General features: G+C 55.6%; 14 protein-coding genes. 6 read left to right on the forward strand and 8 right to left on the reverse strand.

Features of this window, described 5'->3' with window-relative positions; all coding sequences use genetic code 11:
* Positions 1–78: 78 nt before the first annotated feature.
* Positions 79–1,527 carry a Gfo/Idh/MocA family oxidoreductase gene (locus AB1L30_RS27245; RefSeq protein WP_367017779.1) on the reverse strand — a complete coding sequence of 483 codons (1,449 nt, stop codon included), beginning with the start codon at positions 1,525–1,527 and terminating at the stop codon, positions 79–81.
* Positions 1,528–1,745: 218 nt separating this feature from the next.
* Here AB1L30_RS27245 and AB1L30_RS27250 point away from each other — a divergent pair, with 218 nt between their 5' ends.
* From AB1L30_RS27250 to AB1L30_RS27260, 3 genes are read left to right on the forward strand one after another with little or no spacing between them, the layout of a single operon-like run.
* Positions 1,746–4,235, forward strand: coding sequence for a DUF1592 domain-containing protein (locus tag AB1L30_RS27250; RefSeq protein WP_367017781.1), 2,490 nt, complete (start codon positions 1,746–1,748; stop codon positions 4,233–4,235).
* Between the two features lie 3 nt (positions 4,236–4,238).
* Positions 4,239–5,636: a DUF1552 domain-containing protein gene (locus AB1L30_RS27255; protein ID WP_367017783.1), complete on the forward strand. Its 1,398-nt coding sequence runs from the start codon at positions 4,239–4,241 to the stop codon at positions 5,634–5,636.
* A 7-nt stretch (positions 5,637–5,643) separates the two neighbouring features.
* Positions 5,644–6,780, forward strand: coding sequence for a hypothetical protein (locus tag AB1L30_RS27260; RefSeq protein ID WP_367017785.1), 1,137 nt, complete (start codon positions 5,644–5,646; stop codon positions 6,778–6,780).
* A 91-nt stretch (positions 6,781–6,871) separates the two neighbouring features.
* On the opposite strand, the gene AB1L30_RS27265 is transcribed toward AB1L30_RS27260, so the two are convergent.
* The 4 genes from AB1L30_RS27265 to AB1L30_RS27280 all read right to left on the reverse strand — a co-directional run bounded on the left by AB1L30_RS27265 (position 6,872) and on the right by AB1L30_RS27280 (position 10,535).
* On the reverse strand, positions 6,872–7,756 hold the full coding sequence (locus AB1L30_RS27265) for an alpha/beta hydrolase (RefSeq protein WP_367017787.1): 885 nt from the start codon (positions 7,754–7,756) through the stop codon (positions 6,872–6,874).
* An 88-nt stretch (positions 7,757–7,844) separates the two neighbouring features.
* On the reverse strand, positions 7,845–8,954 hold the full coding sequence (locus AB1L30_RS27270; protein ID WP_367017789.1) for a hypothetical protein: 1,110 nt from the start codon (positions 8,952–8,954) through the stop codon (positions 7,845–7,847).
* 132 nt (positions 8,955–9,086) lie between these two features.
* Positions 9,087–9,521 (reverse strand): hypothetical protein, encoded by a 435-nt coding sequence (locus tag AB1L30_RS27275; RefSeq protein ID WP_367017791.1) that lies wholly within the window; start codon positions 9,519–9,521, stop codon positions 9,087–9,089.
* Positions 9,522–9,554: 33 nt separating this feature from the next.
* On the reverse strand, positions 9,555–10,535 hold the full coding sequence (locus tag AB1L30_RS27280) for a DUF1559 domain-containing protein (RefSeq protein WP_367017793.1): 981 nt from the start codon (positions 10,533–10,535) through the stop codon (positions 9,555–9,557).
* Between the two features lie 293 nt (positions 10,536–10,828).
* On the opposite strand from AB1L30_RS27280, the gene AB1L30_RS27285 reads away from it, so the two are divergent.
* Entirely contained in the window at positions 10,829–11,887 is a 1,059-nt protein-coding gene (locus AB1L30_RS27285) for a nitronate monooxygenase (protein ID WP_367017795.1), read from the forward strand.
* A 410-nt stretch (positions 11,888–12,297) separates the two neighbouring features.
* Here the strand turns inward: AB1L30_RS27285 and AB1L30_RS27290 are convergent, their stop codons facing one another.
* Positions 12,298–13,287: an aldo/keto reductase gene (locus AB1L30_RS27290; RefSeq protein WP_367017797.1), complete on the reverse strand. Its 990-nt coding sequence runs from the start codon at positions 13,285–13,287 to the stop codon at positions 12,298–12,300.
* A 403-nt stretch (positions 13,288–13,690) separates the two neighbouring features.
* On the opposite strand from AB1L30_RS27290, the gene AB1L30_RS27295 reads away from it, so the two are divergent.
* Positions 13,691–14,605 (forward strand): AraC family transcriptional regulator, encoded by a 915-nt coding sequence (locus AB1L30_RS27295; RefSeq protein ID WP_367017799.1) that lies wholly within the window; start codon positions 13,691–13,693, stop codon positions 14,603–14,605.
* A 341-nt stretch (positions 14,606–14,946) separates the two neighbouring features.
* Here AB1L30_RS27295 and AB1L30_RS27300 read toward each other — a convergent pair whose 3' ends face one another.
* A complete protein-coding gene (locus AB1L30_RS27300) occupies positions 14,947–16,377 on the reverse strand; it encodes a metallophosphoesterase family protein (protein ID WP_367017801.1) in 1,431 nt (476 codons plus the stop codon).
* A gap of 74 nt (positions 16,378–16,451) precedes the next feature.
* Positions 16,452–17,390 carry a hypothetical protein gene (locus tag AB1L30_RS27305; protein ID WP_367017803.1) on the reverse strand — a complete coding sequence of 313 codons (939 nt, stop codon included), beginning with the start codon at positions 17,388–17,390 and terminating at the stop codon, positions 16,452–16,454.
* Between the two features lie 448 nt (positions 17,391–17,838).
* On the opposite strand from AB1L30_RS27305, the gene AB1L30_RS27310 reads away from it, so the two are divergent.
* Positions 17,839–18,720, forward strand: a complete 882-nt coding sequence (locus tag AB1L30_RS27310; RefSeq protein WP_367017805.1) for a DUF1559 domain-containing protein — start codon at positions 17,839–17,841, stop codon at positions 18,718–18,720.
* The last annotated feature ends 61 nt before the right edge of the window (positions 18,721–18,781 follow it).

Below are 18,781 nucleotides of genomic sequence, written 5' to 3' on the forward strand. Positions count from 1 at the left end.
TCTATTAAAACAACAGACGCCGAAGGAGTGCTTCGGCGCCTGCCTGTTGGTTTGCATTGTAAGTCGATCGCGATCGGTTTACACCTTGGCAATTTCGGGGATCTCAAATCCCTTGCGATTCTTATCCTTCAGCAACGAATTGGCCGCTTCGGAGTGGTCTCCGACGTGCTTTTCCGTTTCAGGATCGAAGGTCAACGTCGGGCCGACGGTGTAGTTTTCGTTGTCCTTCACCCCGACACCCTTGTCCATGATCTCGTGCAGACGGCCGAAGTGCTCGGCCGCCTCGGCATTGTCGCCGAACTTGCCTGCCTTGGCGTTGAACGGAACTTGTTCCCCCAGGCGATACGAGTTGTTCATCAAGTGACCCAACACACACGCGTAGTGGGCATCGTTCACGTTGCCATTGGCCATGCTTGGATCGTTTGCCCGCACAGCCGAGATGAAGCTCCCCCAGTTGCCGCCCGGCGTGACGTTGCCTCGGGCGACTTTGACCTTTTCCCCTTTGTCGCTTCCCTTCGGATAATAGACGCCACGAATGATACGCCCGCCGTCCTCGAAATAGTACTCGTTCTCGACCTGGTGTTCGTAACCTTTGTAGTTAACGTTACGAACGTTGAAGAAGACGTACTGACCGTTCGGGTACTCGGCCATGGCAAACATGGTGTTCGGGGTTTCACCCTGATCGTCCCACTGGAAGCGACCACCGATCGCCATCGCGCGAACCGGATGCGTCTGGTCGGTATCGATCGCCCAGCGAGCGACATCAAGTTGATGCGTTCCCTGGTTGTTCAAGTCGCCGTTGCCAGTCTGCCAGAACCAATGCCAATTGTATGGATGGTAGTTGCCGTGATACTCGGCGACTTCCGCTGGTCCACGCCACAAGTTCCAGTCGAGTTGTTCCGGCGACTGCGAAACCGACTTGTTGCCGATGCCGCCACGTGGCTTGCAGCAGTAACCATACGAAATCTTAAGGCGACCAAACTTACCGGCCTGGATCGCTTCGTGCAGGCCCGCGATTCCAGCGTCGCTACGACGCTGCGTACCATGCTGGATCACGACGCCATATTTCTTTTGAGCTTCAACTGCAACGCGACCTTCTTGCACGTCGTGGCTCATTGGCTTTTCGACATAGACATGCTTACCGGCCTGGGCGGCCCAGATGGTCATCAGCGAATGCCAGTGGTTTGGCGTGGCGATCGAGATGGCATCGAGATTCGGATCGTCGAGGGCTTCGCGAACATCGCGAACGCCCTTCACCTTGAACTTGCCATCGACTTTGTCTTGAACCGCTTTCACCGTTCGCGCGAGCACCTTCTCGTCGGGATCGATCAGGTAAGCGATTTCGACATTGTCTTGGCCGAGCCAGCCATCGATGTGGTTCTTACCGCGACCATTCAGACCTGCGACCGCAATGCGAACGCGATCGTTGGCACCTTGCACCGCACCTGAGGCGGCCGTGCCGGTGAGAATCAGGCCCGCACCAGCGGCCGAGGTTTGCAAAAAGTGACGACGATTCAATGGCGACATGACAAGCTCCGTGGTTTTGGGATTGGGAGGAGGGACTGCTGTGGTAAGCGATTTCAATGCAGGTGAGATGCATTCTGACGAGTGAGTAACCCCGCGTCAAACTTTGTGTTGCGCCAAATCACACCCAGACAGAAAGATTTATGGGGACAATTATGTTTTTCAATTGACCCACCCAAAGGATTGGGTCTAAGATGAGGCAGCCTACCCCGAGGAAGAAATTGTCCTATCCCGCCCCCTTCCTTCCCACCTTTCAGCCGCTGCCCAATATGATGAGTCGACCACTCTCGCGCGTCATGCTTTCGGTTGCCATTTTGGGAACCATTGCGTGTTCTCAATCGCAAGCCGCCGATCAGGCCGTACCATTCCAGGATGTTGTTGGAACGTTCATGCAGTCGCACTGTGTTCGGTGCCATGGCCCTGAATCGCAGGAAGGTGATTTCCGCGTTGATACCCTGTCAAAAGATGTCGGTGGCGGCACCACGGTCAATCGCTGGTTGGAAGTGATCGAGAAGATCAACAGTGGCGAGATGCCCCCGGAAGACGAACCGGAGCGGCCCACCGCGGAACAAGGTGCCAAGGTGGTCGAATGGCTGGCGGCACGTATTGAAGAAGGTCGCTCGGCCCGACTCGCTGAACGACAGCCAGTTTCGTTTCATCGCCTTTCGCGATCGGAATATGCCAACACGGTCGAAGATCTTCTCGGCGTGCGTTACGGCGTCGCCGACCCTGGCGGATTGAATGAAGATTCCGAGTACCACGGTTTCGAACGCATCGGCACGGTCCTTTCATTGTCGGCCTCGCACATCGAGAAGTACTACAACGCGGCTGAACAGATTCTGGACGAGGCATATCCAGAAAAGCCGATCGAAAGCACCATTGTTCGTAAGCGAGCCCTCGATCTGCGAGGCGGCCCTTCGCGCGAGCAGATCGAAGAGTTGGAAGCCCAAGGCCTGGCCGACAAAGTTCGTGTCGACATGTGGCCAGGGCACCATATCCAAGGGGGAAGACCTGGCCCAGGCAACGATATGCTGAAGAATGGGGGCTTCTTCAAAGTCCGCATTCAAGTCAGCGGCATGAAACCGCCCGGCGGACGTGCACCTCACCTTACCTTCTATGCCGACAAGATCGATCGCCTGCTGTTCGAGCAAGATATTCTCGCTCCCGAAGACAAGCCTGAGATCGTCGAATTCACTTGTCACCTGCCACCCGGTGCGAACTCGTTTGAATTGACCAACGACGTTCCAGGCCCCTCGAACTTGCCTCGCTCTGGCCGGTCGGGCAATCGTCCCTTCTTCAGCCTGAAAGAAGGCCGCATTCCGTGGCAAATCAAGCTGACCGATGAAGAAGGCGTGCCACTCTATCCGTTCCTGATCGTCGACTGGGTGGAATGGGAAGGCCCTATTATCACCGACGAAGTCGCGGCGAAGCGGGCACGCTACATGCCAGCCGATGGCGCCAAGCCGGACGAGATTCGCGAATGCCTGACACGCTTTTGCGAAGATGCCTTCCGACGTCCGGTTACCGCGGCTGAAGTCGACCGCTACATGACAATCGTCAACGAAGAACTGGCCGCCGGAGCGAAGACGCAGCCCGCCATGAAAACGGCAATGCTGGGCGTCCTTTGCTCGAAAGACTTCCTGTTTCTGGTCGAAGGCAATCTGGCGCAGCCAACCGACACGCTCGACGATTTCGAGATCGCCAATCGGCTGGCCTACATGCTGTGGAGCACGATGCCCGACGAAGAGCTGCTGAAGCTCGCTCATGAAGGCAAACTGCACGACAAGCAGATCTTGAAAGAACAGTTCGACCGCATGCTGGCCGATCCACGGGCCGCCCGATTCAGTCAAGACTTCCCACGGCAATGGCTGCAACTGCACAAGCTCGGGATGTTCCCGCCGAACAAAGAACTGTACCCCAACTACGATCCGCACCTGGAACGAAGCATGCGTGGCGAAACGTCCGCCTTCTTTCAGGAAGTGCTCGACCAGAATTTGAGTCTCCGCGAGTTCCTTGATTCCGACTGGACGATGGTGAACCCTCGTCTGGCGATGCACTACGAAATGCCGGGAATCGAAGCGGATCGCTTCCAGCGAGTCCCCCTTTCAGACGAAGCCCATCGTGGTGGTCTGTTGACCCAGGCCGCGATCTTGTCGCTCACTTCCGATGGCACCCGACATCGCCCGGTACATCGTGGTGTGTGGGTAATGGAATCGATCTTTGGCAAGTCGCCACCACCACCTCCGGCGAATGTCGACCCGATCGAACCGAACCCGGTCGATTCGCCCAAGGCAACCATCCGCATGAAGCTGGAAGCCCACAAGCATGACGCTAACTGCGCGGCATGCCATCGCAAGATCGATCCACTTGGCTTGGCGTTCGACAACTTCGATGCCATCGGTCGCTGGCGAACCGAAGAAGTAGTACCTAACGGCACCGGTGCGAATCCGAAAGTCGACGCCAGTGGCGTGCTGCCGGATGGTCGCGAGTTCGCCGGTCCGGCCGAGTTCCGCCAGTTGCTTTTGGCGAATGTCGATGACTTCAACGACACCTTCCTGAAGAAGCTGGCAACCTATTCCCTTCGTCGAACCATGACGGTTGACGATCGCCAGTCCCTCGAGGCAATCGCGGCGCAAAGCCGAGATACCGATTACCGCGTGCGTGATCTGGTCGAAGCCTTTGTCCTTTCCGACTTGTTCCAGAAACGGTGAACCATGAGCTATTTCAATTCACGACGATGGAAAGTTAGCCGCCGACACGTGCTGCGAGGCATGGGGGCAAGTCTTGCTCTTCCATTGCTCCATTGCATGGATCCCGCTTCACTGCTGGCGGAAGAGAAGGCCGAGGCTGACAAGGGCAAAGCCAAGCCGAAACGGGCCGTCTTCATCTACGTGCCTAATGGGGTGAACACCCTGACCTGGCAAATCCAACAAGCGGGTGCCGACTATGAACTGAGCGGCCCGATGAAGTCGCTCGAGGCGCATCGTCAACAAATCACGCCGATCAGTGGTCTGTACCATCCCAACGGCATCGGTCAGGCACATGAGTGCGACAAAATCTGGCTCACCGCCGCCAAGATCAGTCAGGAAGGGGGCGCCTTCCGTAACTCGGTTTCTGCCGACCAGATGATGGCTCAGGTCACCTCGCAGCACACTCGCTTTCCGTCGCTCGAACTGGCGATCACCGGCGGTACGCTCGCCTGGTCTCCCGACGGTATTCCTCTGCCAGCCGAACGTCGCCCACGAGCGATCTTCGACCGCTTGTTCGGTGTCGAAAAGGGTGGCGTCGAAGGTGCCAAACGAAACCTCAATCGCCGTGGCAGCGTGCTCGACGCGATCCTGGAAGATGCCAACTCTTTCCGAGGTCAGATCGGCACTGAAGACCGCAACAAGCTCGACGAGTACCTGCATGCGGTCCGCGACGTCGAAATCCGGACGCAGCGTTCGTATGACTGGCTCGACATCCCGAAGCCAGAGGTCGCCGAGGCAACCAAGGCCAAGCTGACCCGCGACATTCCGAACACCGATGCTGGCGATTTGTATCGGACGATCTACGATCTGATGGTGTTGGCCCTGCGAACCGACATGACACGGGTCATTACCTGCATGAGCGGGAGCGAAAGCAATGGCCTGGCGATTCCGGAAATTGGTGTCGCTCAAACACGCCACGAACTATCGCACCACAACGGCGATCCAGAACAACTTCGCCGCTTGACCGAAACCGATACGTTCCTTGTTCAGCAGTTCTCGTACTTCCTCGAACGATTGAAGTCGTACCAGGAAGAAGAAAACGAAACGCTGCTCGACCGGACGATGGTCTTGTTTGGCAGTGGTATGGCGTATGGTCATAGTCACGGCAACGCCAACTTGCCAATGATCCTGGCAGGTGGTTCCGGCTTGGGCTTGAAGCATGGTAACCATGTCGACTTCAACCTGCCATCGCTGGGCAACTACACCATGGACGACTCGCAGAAGCACTATCGTGTTTGCTCGCGGCCGATCGACAGCGATGCGCACCTAAGCAATCTTCTGTTGACGATGATGCAGAAAATGGATGTCCCAGCCGAACAGTTTGGCGACAGTAATCGAGTCATGTCGGAAATTTTGGGGTAGTCCTCTCGTGCGATTGAATCTTGCCTACCTGATGTTGTTTGTTGTCGGTTTCGCCTCACCGCTTGCGGCCCAGGAAGCGTACCGCACCGACGCCAATCCGGACGAAAAGCTTCCCTGGTACCAGACGGTGCCGGGGCAATTTCCACCGGAAGGATCGGCGCACTACTTCTCTGGCGAGTTGGTAGGTGTCGATCACATTCGCCGCACCGGCGTGCTTCGTGTTTCGCGAACCGACGCTCAGCGGCGAAGTCACTGGGACTTGCCGATCGACTTCCGCATGCTCCCATATGGATCGGTCGCCCATCACGGTGCTCCGGCGGCACTCAAAGACATCCCGCTCGGGACGCATCTGCATGGTTGGTTCTACTACAAGGATAAAGACGAAGAGACCCATTCGATCTTCCTGAACCGGAAGAGTATCGAAGATGGCTTCAACAAGGCGTTCCGCCTGGAAGATGACTTCACCTACTACCAGAATAAGAAACAGTTGTGGCTGGTCGATTCGGTCGACCTGAAAGAGATGCAAATCTATCTGGTCAGTCAGGCTGCAGGGGTAAAAGAACCGACGAAGATCAAGCTCGACCTGACTTCGGCCACAAGGGTCTACCAGGGAGAGAAGATCGGCACGCTCGAGGACATCGAGCCAGGGCAGACGGTGTTGTTCAACTTGACTTGGGCCACGCTCTATGGAATCGGACGCTGTACCGATCTATGGCTGGATGAACAGTCGCGAGCGATCGCTACGGCTCAGCAGCTTGAGCAGCATCGTCTCTACCAGAAAGATCGTGGGCTGGCCGGCATCATCGAAGCAGTCGACAACCCAAACCGCGTGTTGACGGTCACGCTGTTTGGCGGCGTTGATCCCCAGTTGATCGAAGACTTTAAGGTCTCTGGTCCGGTGCACGTAGTCGTGGCAGAACCGACGCTGCAAATCTACGATCAGGTGAACGATCGCAAAGCCGGACCGATCCTGGAGAAGACGGAGATCGACAAGCAGCCCGGCAGCAGCGGTATTCAAATCCGCGTCCAGCCCCAGATGCTTCTGGAAGGCTACCGACCAGGACGGATCGTTCGAATCTTCCCAATGAACTGGCCGGTTGTCACGTTGCCCACCGAAGAAACGCTGTGGCCGGAACGAAACTAGTTCTGCGTTCAAAGAATTTGAGGCAGGGCAAACAACAAAGCCTCGTTCCAGGAACGAGGCTTCTCTTTTGAGTGAATCGTGAAGATCAAGCTTAGTTGCTCAGCTTCTCGATCAGGTACTCGGTTGCGTTGCGGTACTGTGGCTTTTCGACGCCTGGGTGAACAAGCACGACATCGACGCCAGCTTCTTCGAGACGTTCCTTCAGCTTCAGCCCCATCACGCCGGAGTGCGTAGGATCTTTGGGGGACGAACCAAGGACTGGCTTCTCGCCACCGTAGAACATCGCGATCGGCGGATCGTCTTTGGTGACATGTTCGATCGGTGAGTATTCCTTGACCCAAGGCATCACCGACTCACGCTTTTCCATCACGACGTCCAAATTCGGCAGACCGAAAGCATGGGCACCGTAGCGATAGTTGGGCATCCATTCGCGCAACTCTTTCGGATCGAGTGAAACCTGGGCACCATTCACGGCAGCACAGTAGAGACGAGTCGATTCGCGAGCGATCGGATCTTCGCTATTGGGATCGGCCATGTCGTCATGGAACGAAAGCCACAGCGACGAGCAGCCACCAGCGGAGCCGCCGGTGGCACCGATCTTTTCTTTATCGAGATTCCATTCGCCAGCCTTCGACCGCACGAACTGCAGTGCCCGGGCCGCGTCTTCCAGCGGAGCTTTCACCGGTGGAGTCACGCCTTCTTCGACGGCGTTCTTTACGTAGCGATAATTGATCGCTACGACCGAGATACCCTTGTCGAGATAGGCCTTCGGATTGGTCTTTTTATCGCCACCTTGCCAGCCACCACCATGGATGTAAAACACCACCGGCGTCGGCTTGTCCGATTCGGCCTGATAGAAGTCGAGAACCTGCCGTGGATGATCTCCGTACGGTACGTCTTTCATTTCCTTGGTATCCGCAGCGAACGCTTGCTGCGTGAAGCCCAGCAGGGCGAGAAACAGAAACAGTTTCTTCATAAGGCGGGTTCCTTCGAGAGTGCAAAATGGGACAGGAAGCCCTTATTCTCGCAAATCCGCGACAGGCACGCCAACGAAATTAGCGGCCTCAATTCGATTCTGCTGGCTTAGCGGAAGATTCAATAACCTTCGCACCGATCGTATTCAAGGTCGTATCGGTGAAGCGACAATCATCGATCACCAGCTCCCCTCCGTTGACGCGAACCAACGCAGGCGTGCTTTTTTCTTTGGTACTGACCTCGACTCGCGTCAGTTTCAACTCGAAACCCTCGACATCGGCTCGCGGACCAGCCACCAAAGCCGAAGCGGTCGTCGTGTTGATGATCTGGCAATCGATCAGTTCATGCCGCTGCCCGATCAAATAGACATCGTTATTCACATTGCCGAAGAACTGGCAATTTCGATAAACCGTCTCGGCCTGATTCACGTCAGCGATTCCGTTCTCATTGCCGAAAAACTTCCCACCGTCGATCACGCATTCGCACGTTTCGTGAGCCGAGAACCCTTCATCGAAGCAGTCGTACCCCTCGATATTCTCGAAACGCATCTCGCGGCCATCCCCATGAGCATTGAAGCCGTCATTCAGGAAGTTACGGGTCTTCAAGTTTCGCACGACAATTCGGCGACAAGTTCCACTGGTTGCCAGGCCATTGACTCGGGTAGCCCACTGCAGATTGGCCGTGCTGCCTCGGACGTAGAGCCAACCCTTCTTCTCGTCGATGTTCTCGAAGCGGAACTGCCCTGGTTTCAGTTCTTCCAGCGGTGGGAACGGTGGCGAGTTCGAACTTTGCGTACGATTCATCCGCTCCATCTTGCCATCAACAATCAGCAAATGGCGGTTGTAGGCGGTCACCGGCAGTTGCTTCCGAAACAGATCAGCCTCGACCTTTTCCCAACCTTCATTCGGCAGCGGATCAGCGCCGTCGAGCGTCACGCCGTTGCCCTCAATGGTAATGCCAGAACGAGCTCGCAAACTGGCCGATTGGCGATAGATCGCCCCGGCCGGATGCAATTGAATCACATCACCGTCTTGGGCAGCGTTGATCGCTTTCTGCAGCGTGGCGAAAGGCTTCTCGGCCGAACCGACGTGGGAATCGCGACCGCTTTGATTATTGACGTGCCACTCGGCACCATAGCACCAATTTGTCATCACGGCACAAAGCAGCAAACCAATCAGGCGAGTCGTTGTCGAGGGCATGGCAAGATTGCAGAGGAAGGTAGGGTCGAGGTGGGAATCGCCCCATTGTAATCGCTCGGCCGCAGCGTCACAAAAAAAGCCTTCCGAACAGGAAGGCTTTTGGCGAATACCGGTCGTTGCGATCGGTACGACTTAGTTCTTCATCTCGACATCAAACGCATTCTCGCCCGCCTCGACCTGGCAAGTCAGCGGCGTCGTCTTGGGGGCCCGGTACTGCTTGGGGATGTTGTCCATGGTCTTCAGCACAAGCCCTGGCTCTGAAGTCCCCGACGGGTTCGGATCTGGAATCTCTGGTGGGAAGACGATGACTTTGTACTCGGTCAGCGGCAAGCCACCTTTGTGGGTCGTTGCCGTGTATGTTCCATCAGGCTGGATCTCGGCATCCACGCGAACGCCTTGATCGTAGTTGATGAACGAAACGATCCCGTCGTCGAGCGGTGTTCCTTCGTAGCTAACCGTACCAGTCACACTACCCACCGGCTCGATTGGCTTCAGAAAGCAACCAATGGTCAGCAGCAATGCCAAGATACCTGCCAGTCCCCAGCCGTGGCGAATCGATATGCTCATTTCCCAATTCCTTGTTTGGTTTTCGATGGTTCGTTAAGGGATCGTCACGACATTGCCGTCATCACGATTGGCCAGGTTTTTCAGCAAAGCCAACTGCGTGGTCTCTGGCAGGAAGTGAACGCTTCCATCGAGGAACAAAAACTGAGCGCCACCAGGATGCTCGGAATTGAGAGGCGCATTGCAGCGATCGTTGCCTTGGGTGGTTCCGTTGTAGGTGTTGTGACCAATCGGATAGACAACGGTCGTGAAGTTGTAGCAGCGTCGGCTATGGATGTGGCTGATGTACCAGCTATCAGGCCCCTTGGGGATCGTGTTGTAGTTCTTCCCCATTTGAAACCCACTGTTCCGACTGTTTCGTGGATCGACGATCGCTCCGCTGCTGTTGAAACTGCGGCCTGAACTTTCCCCAACCACCATCGTATTGGAAGTCCCGTCGGTGGCATCGCGGAAACCATGCACGATGTTCGGCACCAGCATCCCACCACCACAGACCAAGCCCATGTCCTGATTATTCGGATCGCACGTCTGATGCCCTTCAGCGCCGGCGATCGCAATGTAGTCAGCGATGGCGACTTCAGTTCCCTGCTGATTGGTCGTATCTGGTAAGGAACTCGACGGGCAGTTCAACCAAACAGGATTGAAGTTGGCGAACGCCGCACGGGTCGCCGCCGAACTCGACGAAGTGCTTCCCAACCAGAACCACTGCATCGCGGGGATCTTGTCGTATACGTTGCCCGCCTCCAGATGGGGAAGAATGTGAACCCAGAACGAGTTGCCGTGCCCCGTCAGCCGCAACGAACCTGGTGGCAACGTTCGCACCACGTCGTGATAGTTGTGCAGAGCAATGCCGACCTGTTTCAGGTTGTTCGAACATTGCATCCGACGGGCTGCTTCCCGTGCTTGTTGAACAGCAGGAAGCAACAAAGCAATCAATACTCCGATGATGGCGATTACGACGAGCAGCTCTACGAGCGTAAAACCGCTGCCGCGACATCGACGCTTAGAAAAAGACATGGACCGCGCTCCAAGAGAAGAATCAGACAGATTAGATCATGATTTCTGAATTTTTATCTTACACTTCGACGGGAATCCACTCAACCTTAATGCACAACCCTGAGGTGCTTTCTTGCCCTTTCTTTGTTTCTCGCCAACCTTCCTAGTAACCCTAAACCAACAATCAACAACGATCGCTTTACTGGTACGATCACCGTTGCTGTAACGACTTCGCTTTCCGACCATCTAATTCCTTGGGTCCACTGGCTTTATGAGTATTCACGCTTCGGCCCTCGCCAATTGTCACCTCCCATATGAACGCTTTGCTGAAACTACTTTCGATCCAGCTTCCCATTCTCCAGGCTCCGATGGCGGGCGTGTCGACACCGGAGTTGGTGGCTGCGGTCTCTTCGGCTGGTGGGCTGGGCTCGATAGGTATTGGCAACTTAGATGTCGACGCATCGCGAATGATGATCCGTTCCGTTCGCAAACTGACCGACCGACCGTTCAACGTGAATTTGTTTTGCCATCGTCCCGCCACTGAAGATCCGGTCCGCCAAGCAGCCTGGGTCGAACGGCTCCGTCCCCATTTCGCCAACTTCGATTGCGAACCACCACAAACACTTCGCGAGATCTACACCAGCTTCGTGCAGAACGAACCGATGCTGGAGATGCTGCTGGAAGAACGCCCGCCGATCGTGAGCTTTCACTTTGGCCTGCCGTCCCCTTCCGCGATCGCAGAATTGAAACAAGCAGGAACGACGCTTCTGGCCACGGCGACCAACATTGAAGAGGCTCAGGCGATTGCCGCCGCTGGGATCGATGCCGTTGTGGCGCAAGGCTACGAAGCAGGCGGGCATCGCGGGATGTTCGATACGTCGGTCCTCGATTCGCGACTTGGCACTTTGCCCCTGACCCGCCAACTTGCCTCGCAGCTTTCGATACCGGTGATCGCGGCAGGTGGCATTATGGACGGAAACGACATTGCCGAGGCGATGCAAGCTGGAGCTTCCGCAGCACAACTCGGAACTGCCTTCCTGCTATGCCCGGAAGCCGCGACCGATGCGGGCTATCGTCAGCGTTTGCAGTCGAACGCCGCCCACGAAACGGTGATGACTAACACGATTTCTGGTCGGCCTGCTCGAAGTTTGCCGAATGTTCTGGCCAACCTCTGCCACGAGGTCGAAGCGAGCCAGGTCCCAGACTATCCCATCGCCTACGATGCCGGAAAAGCGTTGCATGCCGCGGCGAAGCCGCAGGGCAACTTCGACTACGGTGCCCACTGGGCCGGGCAAGGGGCACCACGACTGCGAAGCTTGTCTGCGGCTGAGTTAGTGCGGCAACTTCATCAAGAGATGACCAGCGGCAGTTAGACTTGCGAATGTTCGCCGAGGTTTAGAACGCTTTCTGCACTACGCTTCGCGTGGTTTCACTTTCAGCAGCACGAACGCGATCAACACCATCGCATTCGGGGCGGCGCCGCTCATCAGCGAAGCAAGCGTTACGCACCCACGAAAGATCCGTTGGCGAAAGTTGAAAATCGTGACCTATCTTAGGCAGGCCAGCGATGACGATCATCAAGCTAAAGTGTTCAGGGCAATAGCCAAAATCCACATTCTATTGGCTGGAGACAATTCTTCCTTGGCTGGCTCAGACGTGCGGATGGACGTTTGCGAAGTTGCGGTCACTCGACTTGTTCATAGGGGATCGTTCTGCTGGCAAACGGCTCTCGCCCCGGACTTTCATTTCCGGACGAGAGCCATGGTGGGAATGCGGAAGCTGATCATCGATTAATCAACTTCTGCCCCGCTTCCGAGTAGCGATCGCCGACCACCTTCAGTTTCGATAAGGCGGCATCGATGTCTGCCAGTTCTACTCGGGAAAGCTCAATCGAAGCGGCTGCCAGGTTTTCTTCCAGGCGATGCAGCTTGGTTGTGCCAGGAATCGGCACGATCCAAGGCTTTTGGGCTAGCAACCAGGCCAAGGCGATCTGGGCTGGCGTGACCTGCTTCGATTCCGCAACCTCTTGAACCAGATTTACGAAGTCTTGGTTCGCTTTACGATTTTCAGCCGAGAAGCGAGGGACCGCGCTGCGGAAGTCGCTGCTATCGAATTGGGTCGTCTCGTTTAATGTTCCCGTCAGAAATCCTCTCCCGAGCGGACTGAACGGAACAAACCCGATCCCGAGTTCTTCTAGCGTCGGCAGCACTTCCTCCTCGGGCTCGCGCCACCACATCGAGTACTCGCTTTGCAAAGCGGTGACTGGCTGCACGGCGTGGGCGCGTCGAATCACATCGACGCCTGCTTCCGATAGACCGAAGTGCCCCACCTTGCCTGCCTCGATCAATTCCTTAACCGTGCCGGCGACCTCTTCGATCGGGACGTTCGGGTCGACGCGATGCTGATAAAGAAGATCGATGTGATCGGTCTGCAAACGAACGAGGCTTGCCTCCACCACTTCCTTGATATGTTCTGGCCGACTATCGAGCCCCGCCTGTTTGCCATTCTCGTCAATGGCGAAACCAAACTTCGTGGCGATCTTCACCTGGTCCCGTTTCGTAACCAAGGCCTTACCGACCAGCACTTCATTGGTGTAAGCACCGTAGACCTCGGCCGTGTCAAAAAAGGTCACGCCCATATCGATGGCAGCGTGAATTAAATTGATTCCGACCGATTCTTCCACCGGTTGGCCATAGGCAAAGCTCATTCCCATGCAGCCTAGACCAAGGGCCGAGACTTCCAACTTCTTCGAGCCCAACGTTCGCGTTTTCATCCTTTGGCTCCCGACGATGTGTTGTTGAGGTTCTCGAGCAGAAACACCTGGGAAAGATGCCGCGATCCTCGTAAGCGATTTTGCCACCAACCAAGTGTCCTGCGTCTTCAAGGGGGTGTGGTTTCCAGCAACGGTGGACCTTCTTGGAATGAACTTCCGACAGTCTTATCGGTCGAAGGACGACCAGGAAAACCGATCGCATCTTAGATAAAACTCCGCGACATTCGTGATCGCAAACCACGGCTCCCCCTTTCGATGTCGAATTCTAGGGGACCCGGTGCCGGACAGATATGACGATCCTACAGGGTGATTGTCTGATTCTCTAAACGCCCTGTTTTTTTGTTCTGCCACTGCGACTGATTGATAGAATCGACTCTGCGCACACTAGCTTTAAAGAGAAAGCATGAAAATGAGTACCGAGCAGTTTCATCGCGATCACCAAGAATTGGCACACCGCATCGGCAAGGCGATGCCGAACGACGGTCGGCTTGAAGTGCAGCCAGGCATCTTCCTCAATCGGGCTTCCCATCCTGGAGATCTGCTACACGCGGTCGCAGAGCCTTGCTTGTGCATCATCTCGCAAGGGAGCAAAGAGGTTCTGCTAGGTGAACAACGATTCCGTTACGACCTGGCCCATTACTTGATTACCACGATGGCGTTGCCCGTGAGTGGTCAGGTTGTGGAGGCGACGACCAAAGAACCGTACCTCAGTTTGCGGTTGAATCTCGACACACCAGACGTGACTTCGATCCTTTCTGAATCCGGCTTCGCTGCTCTGAACGTCGGTGAACAAAACCCCGTCGGGATCAACGTCAGCACGCTAAGCGAACCGCTCCTCAACGCAGTGCTGCGATTGATTCGCATGCTGGACGATCCGCTCGAGTATCAAGTTCTCGCCCCGATGGCCAAGCGTGAGATCATCTTTCGTTTACTAGTTGGCGATCAAGGAGCCCGACTCCGGCACCTGGCAAAGTTCGGCGGCAAATCGCATCGAATGGTTCGCGCCGTGAACTCGATTCGCAGCAATTTCGATCAACCAATGCGAATCGAGGATCTGGCGAGCGATGTGAACATGAGCGTCTCCAGCTTTCACGCCCACTTTAAAGCGGCGACCGCGATGAGCCCACTCCAATTCCAAAAGAAGCTGCGTTTGCAGGAAGCACGGCGTTTGATGCTGGACGAAAACAGCGATGCCGCCGAAGCCGCCTTCAAAGTCGGTTACGAAGATGCCGCTCAGTTTAATCGCGAATACAAACGCCAGTTCGGCCTACCACCCAAACGCGATATCGAACGCATCCGTGAGGCAACGTTTGCCTAATCTTCCGCCTTCGTTTTTCTGGATTGCTCGGAGGATTGATCAAGAATTCGCGAGCATCATTTGACTGACCCGATTGGTTACGCTTCCAGCATCAGTGAATTCGCGTGCACATCCCAACGAACGCGTTTCGCCAATCTCTAATTCGATAGTCACGTCGATTATCTTGCTCGAACCGCGAGGCCTACGACCGACTGCTGGAGTCAGACTTGAAATACGGCTTCTGCAGTGACATGGTTTCGCAAGAGGAACTGACGGCCAGCGACTGGCACCGATTCGATCAACATCGGTGCTTCTCGACCAACGACGAGAAGCACGGTTTGTTTTCTTGACGAGCGAAGTTACTACTTGTCGCGCGGACGAAGATTTTCGGGCAAAGCAACTTCCACCTCGACCAGTTTGTTCGCCTTGCCTGGCTGTTTGTGCAGCTCGAATGCGTCGTACAACTGTCCGATCGCCGTGCGTGATTCGTACCGCAGTTGATCGCCATCGATATGGATGATCTGGTAAAGCTGCGTGTCTTCGCCCAGACGTTTCATGAAAGGCCAGCGGGTGTTGTCGTACATCTTCGGACCACTGACCGAAACGACGTAGACCGTACCGTTTTCGCGATCGATATTTTGCACGCCGGTCGGTACGTTCGTCATGCCAACCTTCACGTTGCGATTGTCTTCGTCGGCTTGAAAATCGGCGAATTCGTCGTCGGAAGCATTGGCCGCCGGCACACTGAAACCTGTTCGGCCGTACGTGTGATCGTGCCCTTGCAGCACGAGGTCAACGCGATACTTGTCGAAGACTGGCTTCCACAGCTCACGAAGTTCTGGGTTATCGCGACCTTTGCCCGTCGAGTAAATCGGATGATGGAAGGTGCAAACGACCCATTCCGATTGGTTCTCCGCCAGCACTTGTTCAAGCCACACCGTTTGCTCTTTCTGCAGTTCATTGCTATTCAAGGCGATGATCCGCAGGTTCTGATAAACAAGTGTGTAGCAAGTCTCTTCCAGGCCGCGTGGTCCATTCTCTGGGAAGGTGAACGAAGCTTTCCAGTGGTCGGTCAGGCGGCGATCGCCTTGTTCGTTCTTCACGTGTTCGTGATTCCCTGGCACCGCAACGCTTGGCGTCATTGCGTTTAACCAGGCACCAGCTCCAAACCATTCGCCCCACTCGGCATCCGAACCGCCACGATTCACCAGGTCGCCGGCATGCAGCAGAAAGGCTGCCTTCGGAGCATCTCGATACGCCTCGCGAATCACCCGCGACCACATCGAACGCAGGTTGTTCTGCGCGTCGCCAAAGTAAACGAACGAGAACGGTCCGTCCTCTTTCGCTGGCGTCGAGAACTGAAACCATTCGCTCCAGTTCACGCCATCACCGACGCGGTACGCATAGCGTGTTCCTGGCTCTAGTTCGCGGAACGTGACGCTATGAAAGTGAGCAGTGCTGATGTCGGTCTTCAGTGCTTCCGACTTCGCTTCGATTCGCGTGGCTTTCTCAGGAAAACCAGGACCTGCCTCGGCGATCGCAATCTCGGCATACGCCTTCGGCACATCGACGGAAGTCCGCCAGGTGACCGCTTGGGTGGTCTGCGGATCATCGCTCCAAGTCAACACAATCCGATCCGGCATCGCGGTAGGCGCGTACATTTCGGCCGGCTGTACGGGGATCAGTTCATGCACATGGTCGTGTTCATGATCATGCTCTCCGTCATGCGCCAGAGCACCGTTGGCCGCAGCCAAACAAAGAAGCAATCCGCTAAGCGGCAATCGACAATTCATCGTAAACCTTGTTTCTGTAAACGTGAAACGTTAGAGATCTCTCTCGGAACGTGGCAAATCGCCCGTTCGGGTAACTAGTCTTCAATTGGGTAATCAGCCGTGAAATTGACTTCGGGGACGGCTTGGGTTAGCTCGCGATAGGCATCTCGGCTGATCTTCGTGTAGCGAATATCGACCAGGGCCAGCTCCGGTAATTCCTTCAAACGTTTGAGGGAAGCCACCGAAGCGTCGGTCAACGGAACGTCTGGAAGTGCTATGCCGCGAACTTTCGAGTTATGGCGAATAAGCGTATCGACCAGCGAGGCAATCAAGTCGTCGCCTAGGGCACTCTGCCCGAGGTAAAGCCGGTCTAGCTCCGGAAAGCTGGCCAGTGTGTCGATCGTGTCTTGATTGACCGGAATGCCTGATAAGTCGATCAGGGTAAGTCGGGTCAGCGGCTTCAGCGTGGCGATCCCCTGCCCCGTCAGCGTTGTTTGCTTCAGGTAAAGGGCTTCTAATCCAGCCAGCGAAGCCAGTCCCGGCAATGCTTGGTCGGTGATCTTCGTCTTGCTCAGGTCCAACAACCGTAGTGTCACCAGTTGGCCAATTGCCGCGGCAGTCCCGTCAGTGACGGGGCATCCGATCAGAGTCAACTCCTGCAGATCTTCACACGCGGAGAGTTGCGAAAGCCCTTCACCGGTCACTGCGGTTTCATCGAGGAACAGCGACTTCAAATAGCGAAGCGTCGCAATATGTTTCAACGCGTTGTCCGTAACACCTGATTGACGAAGATTCAAACGTCGTAATTCTGTTAGTCCAGCCAGGTGCTCAGCCGCTTGATCGTTCATTTGGGTTGAGTTGAACTGGAGGCCGATCACATTCTCCTGCTCATCCAGGTCGACCTGAGCCGGCCCGAGTGATTCCAAAGCCTGGACGGCCCTGCCCTGCTCTCCTGAAGGCCCTTCGGCACAGCCGATCGCTGTTGCCAGCATGGCAACCAGGCCAAACAACACTACGCGCGAAGACATACGCATAACACGATTCCTATCACGACTTGTTTATAACGCACGATGAATACAAAGGATCGTAAGAGTGGCAATCCACGGCATGCTGCGAACGGCGATTGATCGACCGCTCGCAGCATGGATCTCCTCAGCGATCACCCGCTGGGATACCAGTACAGGACCGACCCCAACGAGCCCCGCTCCCCCATTCCATGAGGGGGAATCAATTGCCACTAGTACCAGCATTCTCGCAAATACAGCCGCAGAAGAACCCTTTGAGCCGACTGAATCTTCAAATCTTACGTCAGTCTTCATCCGTGATTAACAACTCCGGAGCGTGTACTCGATAGACTAGGATCCCAGTGAGACAACCACTTTTCCTGTCTCGCCGACAAGCTTTTCAGCAGAGGTCACGTTGTGACCACTCTCAGTAGTATCTACCTATTGTACCTATAGACCTTACCTTCGGGGGAATGTAATGCTGTGTAGCAGTATGCGCACGTTGCGACGTGGATTTACGCTGGTCGAATTGTTGGTGGTGATCGCCATCATTGGTGTTCTGGTTTCTCTCTTGTTGCCAGCCGTACAGCAGGCTCGAGAATCGGCTCGCCGGATCCAATGTGCCAACAATCTCAAGCAGATCGGCCTGGCACTGCACAACTATCACGACACCGTCCGTATGTTTCCGCCAGGAAGCTTGTTTGGTGACGACGAATACGGCTGGGCCTGCATGATCCTGCCGCAGATGGAACAGAAGAATCTGTACGATCAAATCGACTTCACCAATCAGGCCGAAGACCGATCGATCGAACTGCAAGTCGGTGTGACCGACCAGATCGTCAACGGTTATCTCTGTCCAAGTAACTCGATGACGTTGACGCACGCTCCAATTCGCGCTGGCGGACACGATGGCGTGAACCTGGGTGGTCATGCTCGCAACGACTACAGCGGCAGCCTCGGCTCCGGTGGTGGTTCGATCACCGGCATGTTCGGCAAAGTTGGCACCCTCTATCGTCCAACGAAGATTCGCGACGTGCTGGACGGTACCAGCAACACGATCGCCATCGGCGAAGCTTACACCGCGGATATGCGAGCGATCGACGGCCCAACCCACGGCAATGTGGGCGACTTTAAAGTTTGGATCGGCACCAACAATCAACACCAGAACGTGGTGGCTGAAGGTGCGTTGGAGCACGTTCCCAATGGTACTCGCGACGACTCCTTTGCCAGCCAACACCCAGGCGGCGTGCAGTTTAACTTCGCGGATGGGTCGATCTCGTTTATCTCGGAAAACATCGACATGGTTACCTTTGGCAAACTGGTCGACAAAGCAGACGGCGGCGTGGTCGAACGTCCGTAGTCTGGCTTGAATCAGGGGTCGCGATCGACGCCTGATTGTTTCTGGCAGAGTCCCACACGAT

It is taken from the genome of Bremerella sp. JC817 (assembly GCF_040718835.1).
Taxonomy (GTDB): Bacteria; Planctomycetota; Planctomycetia; order Pirellulales; family Pirellulaceae; genus Bremerella.

Coding starts and splice junctions, on each gene's coding strand:
- AB1L30_RS27245 (WP_367017779.1), bottom strand. CDS start 1,527: ATGTCGCCATTGAATCGTCGTCACTTTTTGCAAACCTCGGCCGCTGGT.
- AB1L30_RS27255 (WP_367017783.1), top strand. CDS start 4,239: ATGAGCTATTTCAATTCACGACGATGGAAAGTTAGCCGCCGACACGTG.
- AB1L30_RS27265 (WP_367017787.1), bottom strand. CDS start 7,756: ATGAAGAAACTGTTTCTGTTTCTCGCCCTGCTGGGCTTCACGCAGCAA.
- AB1L30_RS27270 (WP_367017789.1), bottom strand. CDS start 8,954: ATGCCCTCGACAACGACTCGCCTGATTGGTTTGCTGCTTTGTGCCGTG.
- AB1L30_RS27275 (WP_367017791.1), bottom strand. CDS start 9,521: ATGAGCATATCGATTCGCCACGGCTGGGGACTGGCAGGTATCTTGGCA.
- AB1L30_RS27280 (WP_367017793.1), bottom strand. CDS start 10,535: ATGTCTTTTTCTAAGCGTCGATGTCGCGGCAGCGGTTTTACGCTCGTA.
- AB1L30_RS27285 (WP_367017795.1), top strand. CDS start 10,829: ATGAACGCTTTGCTGAAACTACTTTCGATCCAGCTTCCCATTCTCCAG.
- AB1L30_RS27290 (WP_367017797.1), bottom strand. CDS start 13,287: ATGAAAACGCGAACGTTGGGCTCGAAGAAGTTGGAAGTCTCGGCCCTT.
- AB1L30_RS27295 (WP_367017799.1), top strand. CDS start 13,691: ATGAAAATGAGTACCGAGCAGTTTCATCGCGATCACCAAGAATTGGCA.
- AB1L30_RS27300 (WP_367017801.1), bottom strand. CDS start 16,377: ATGAATTGTCGATTGCCGCTTAGCGGATTGCTTCTTTGTTTGGCTGCG.
- AB1L30_RS27305 (WP_367017803.1), bottom strand. CDS start 17,390: ATGCGTATGTCTTCGCGCGTAGTGTTGTTTGGCCTGGTTGCCATGCTG.
- AB1L30_RS27310 (WP_367017805.1), top strand. CDS start 17,839: ATGCTGTGTAGCAGTATGCGCACGTTGCGACGTGGATTTACGCTGGTC.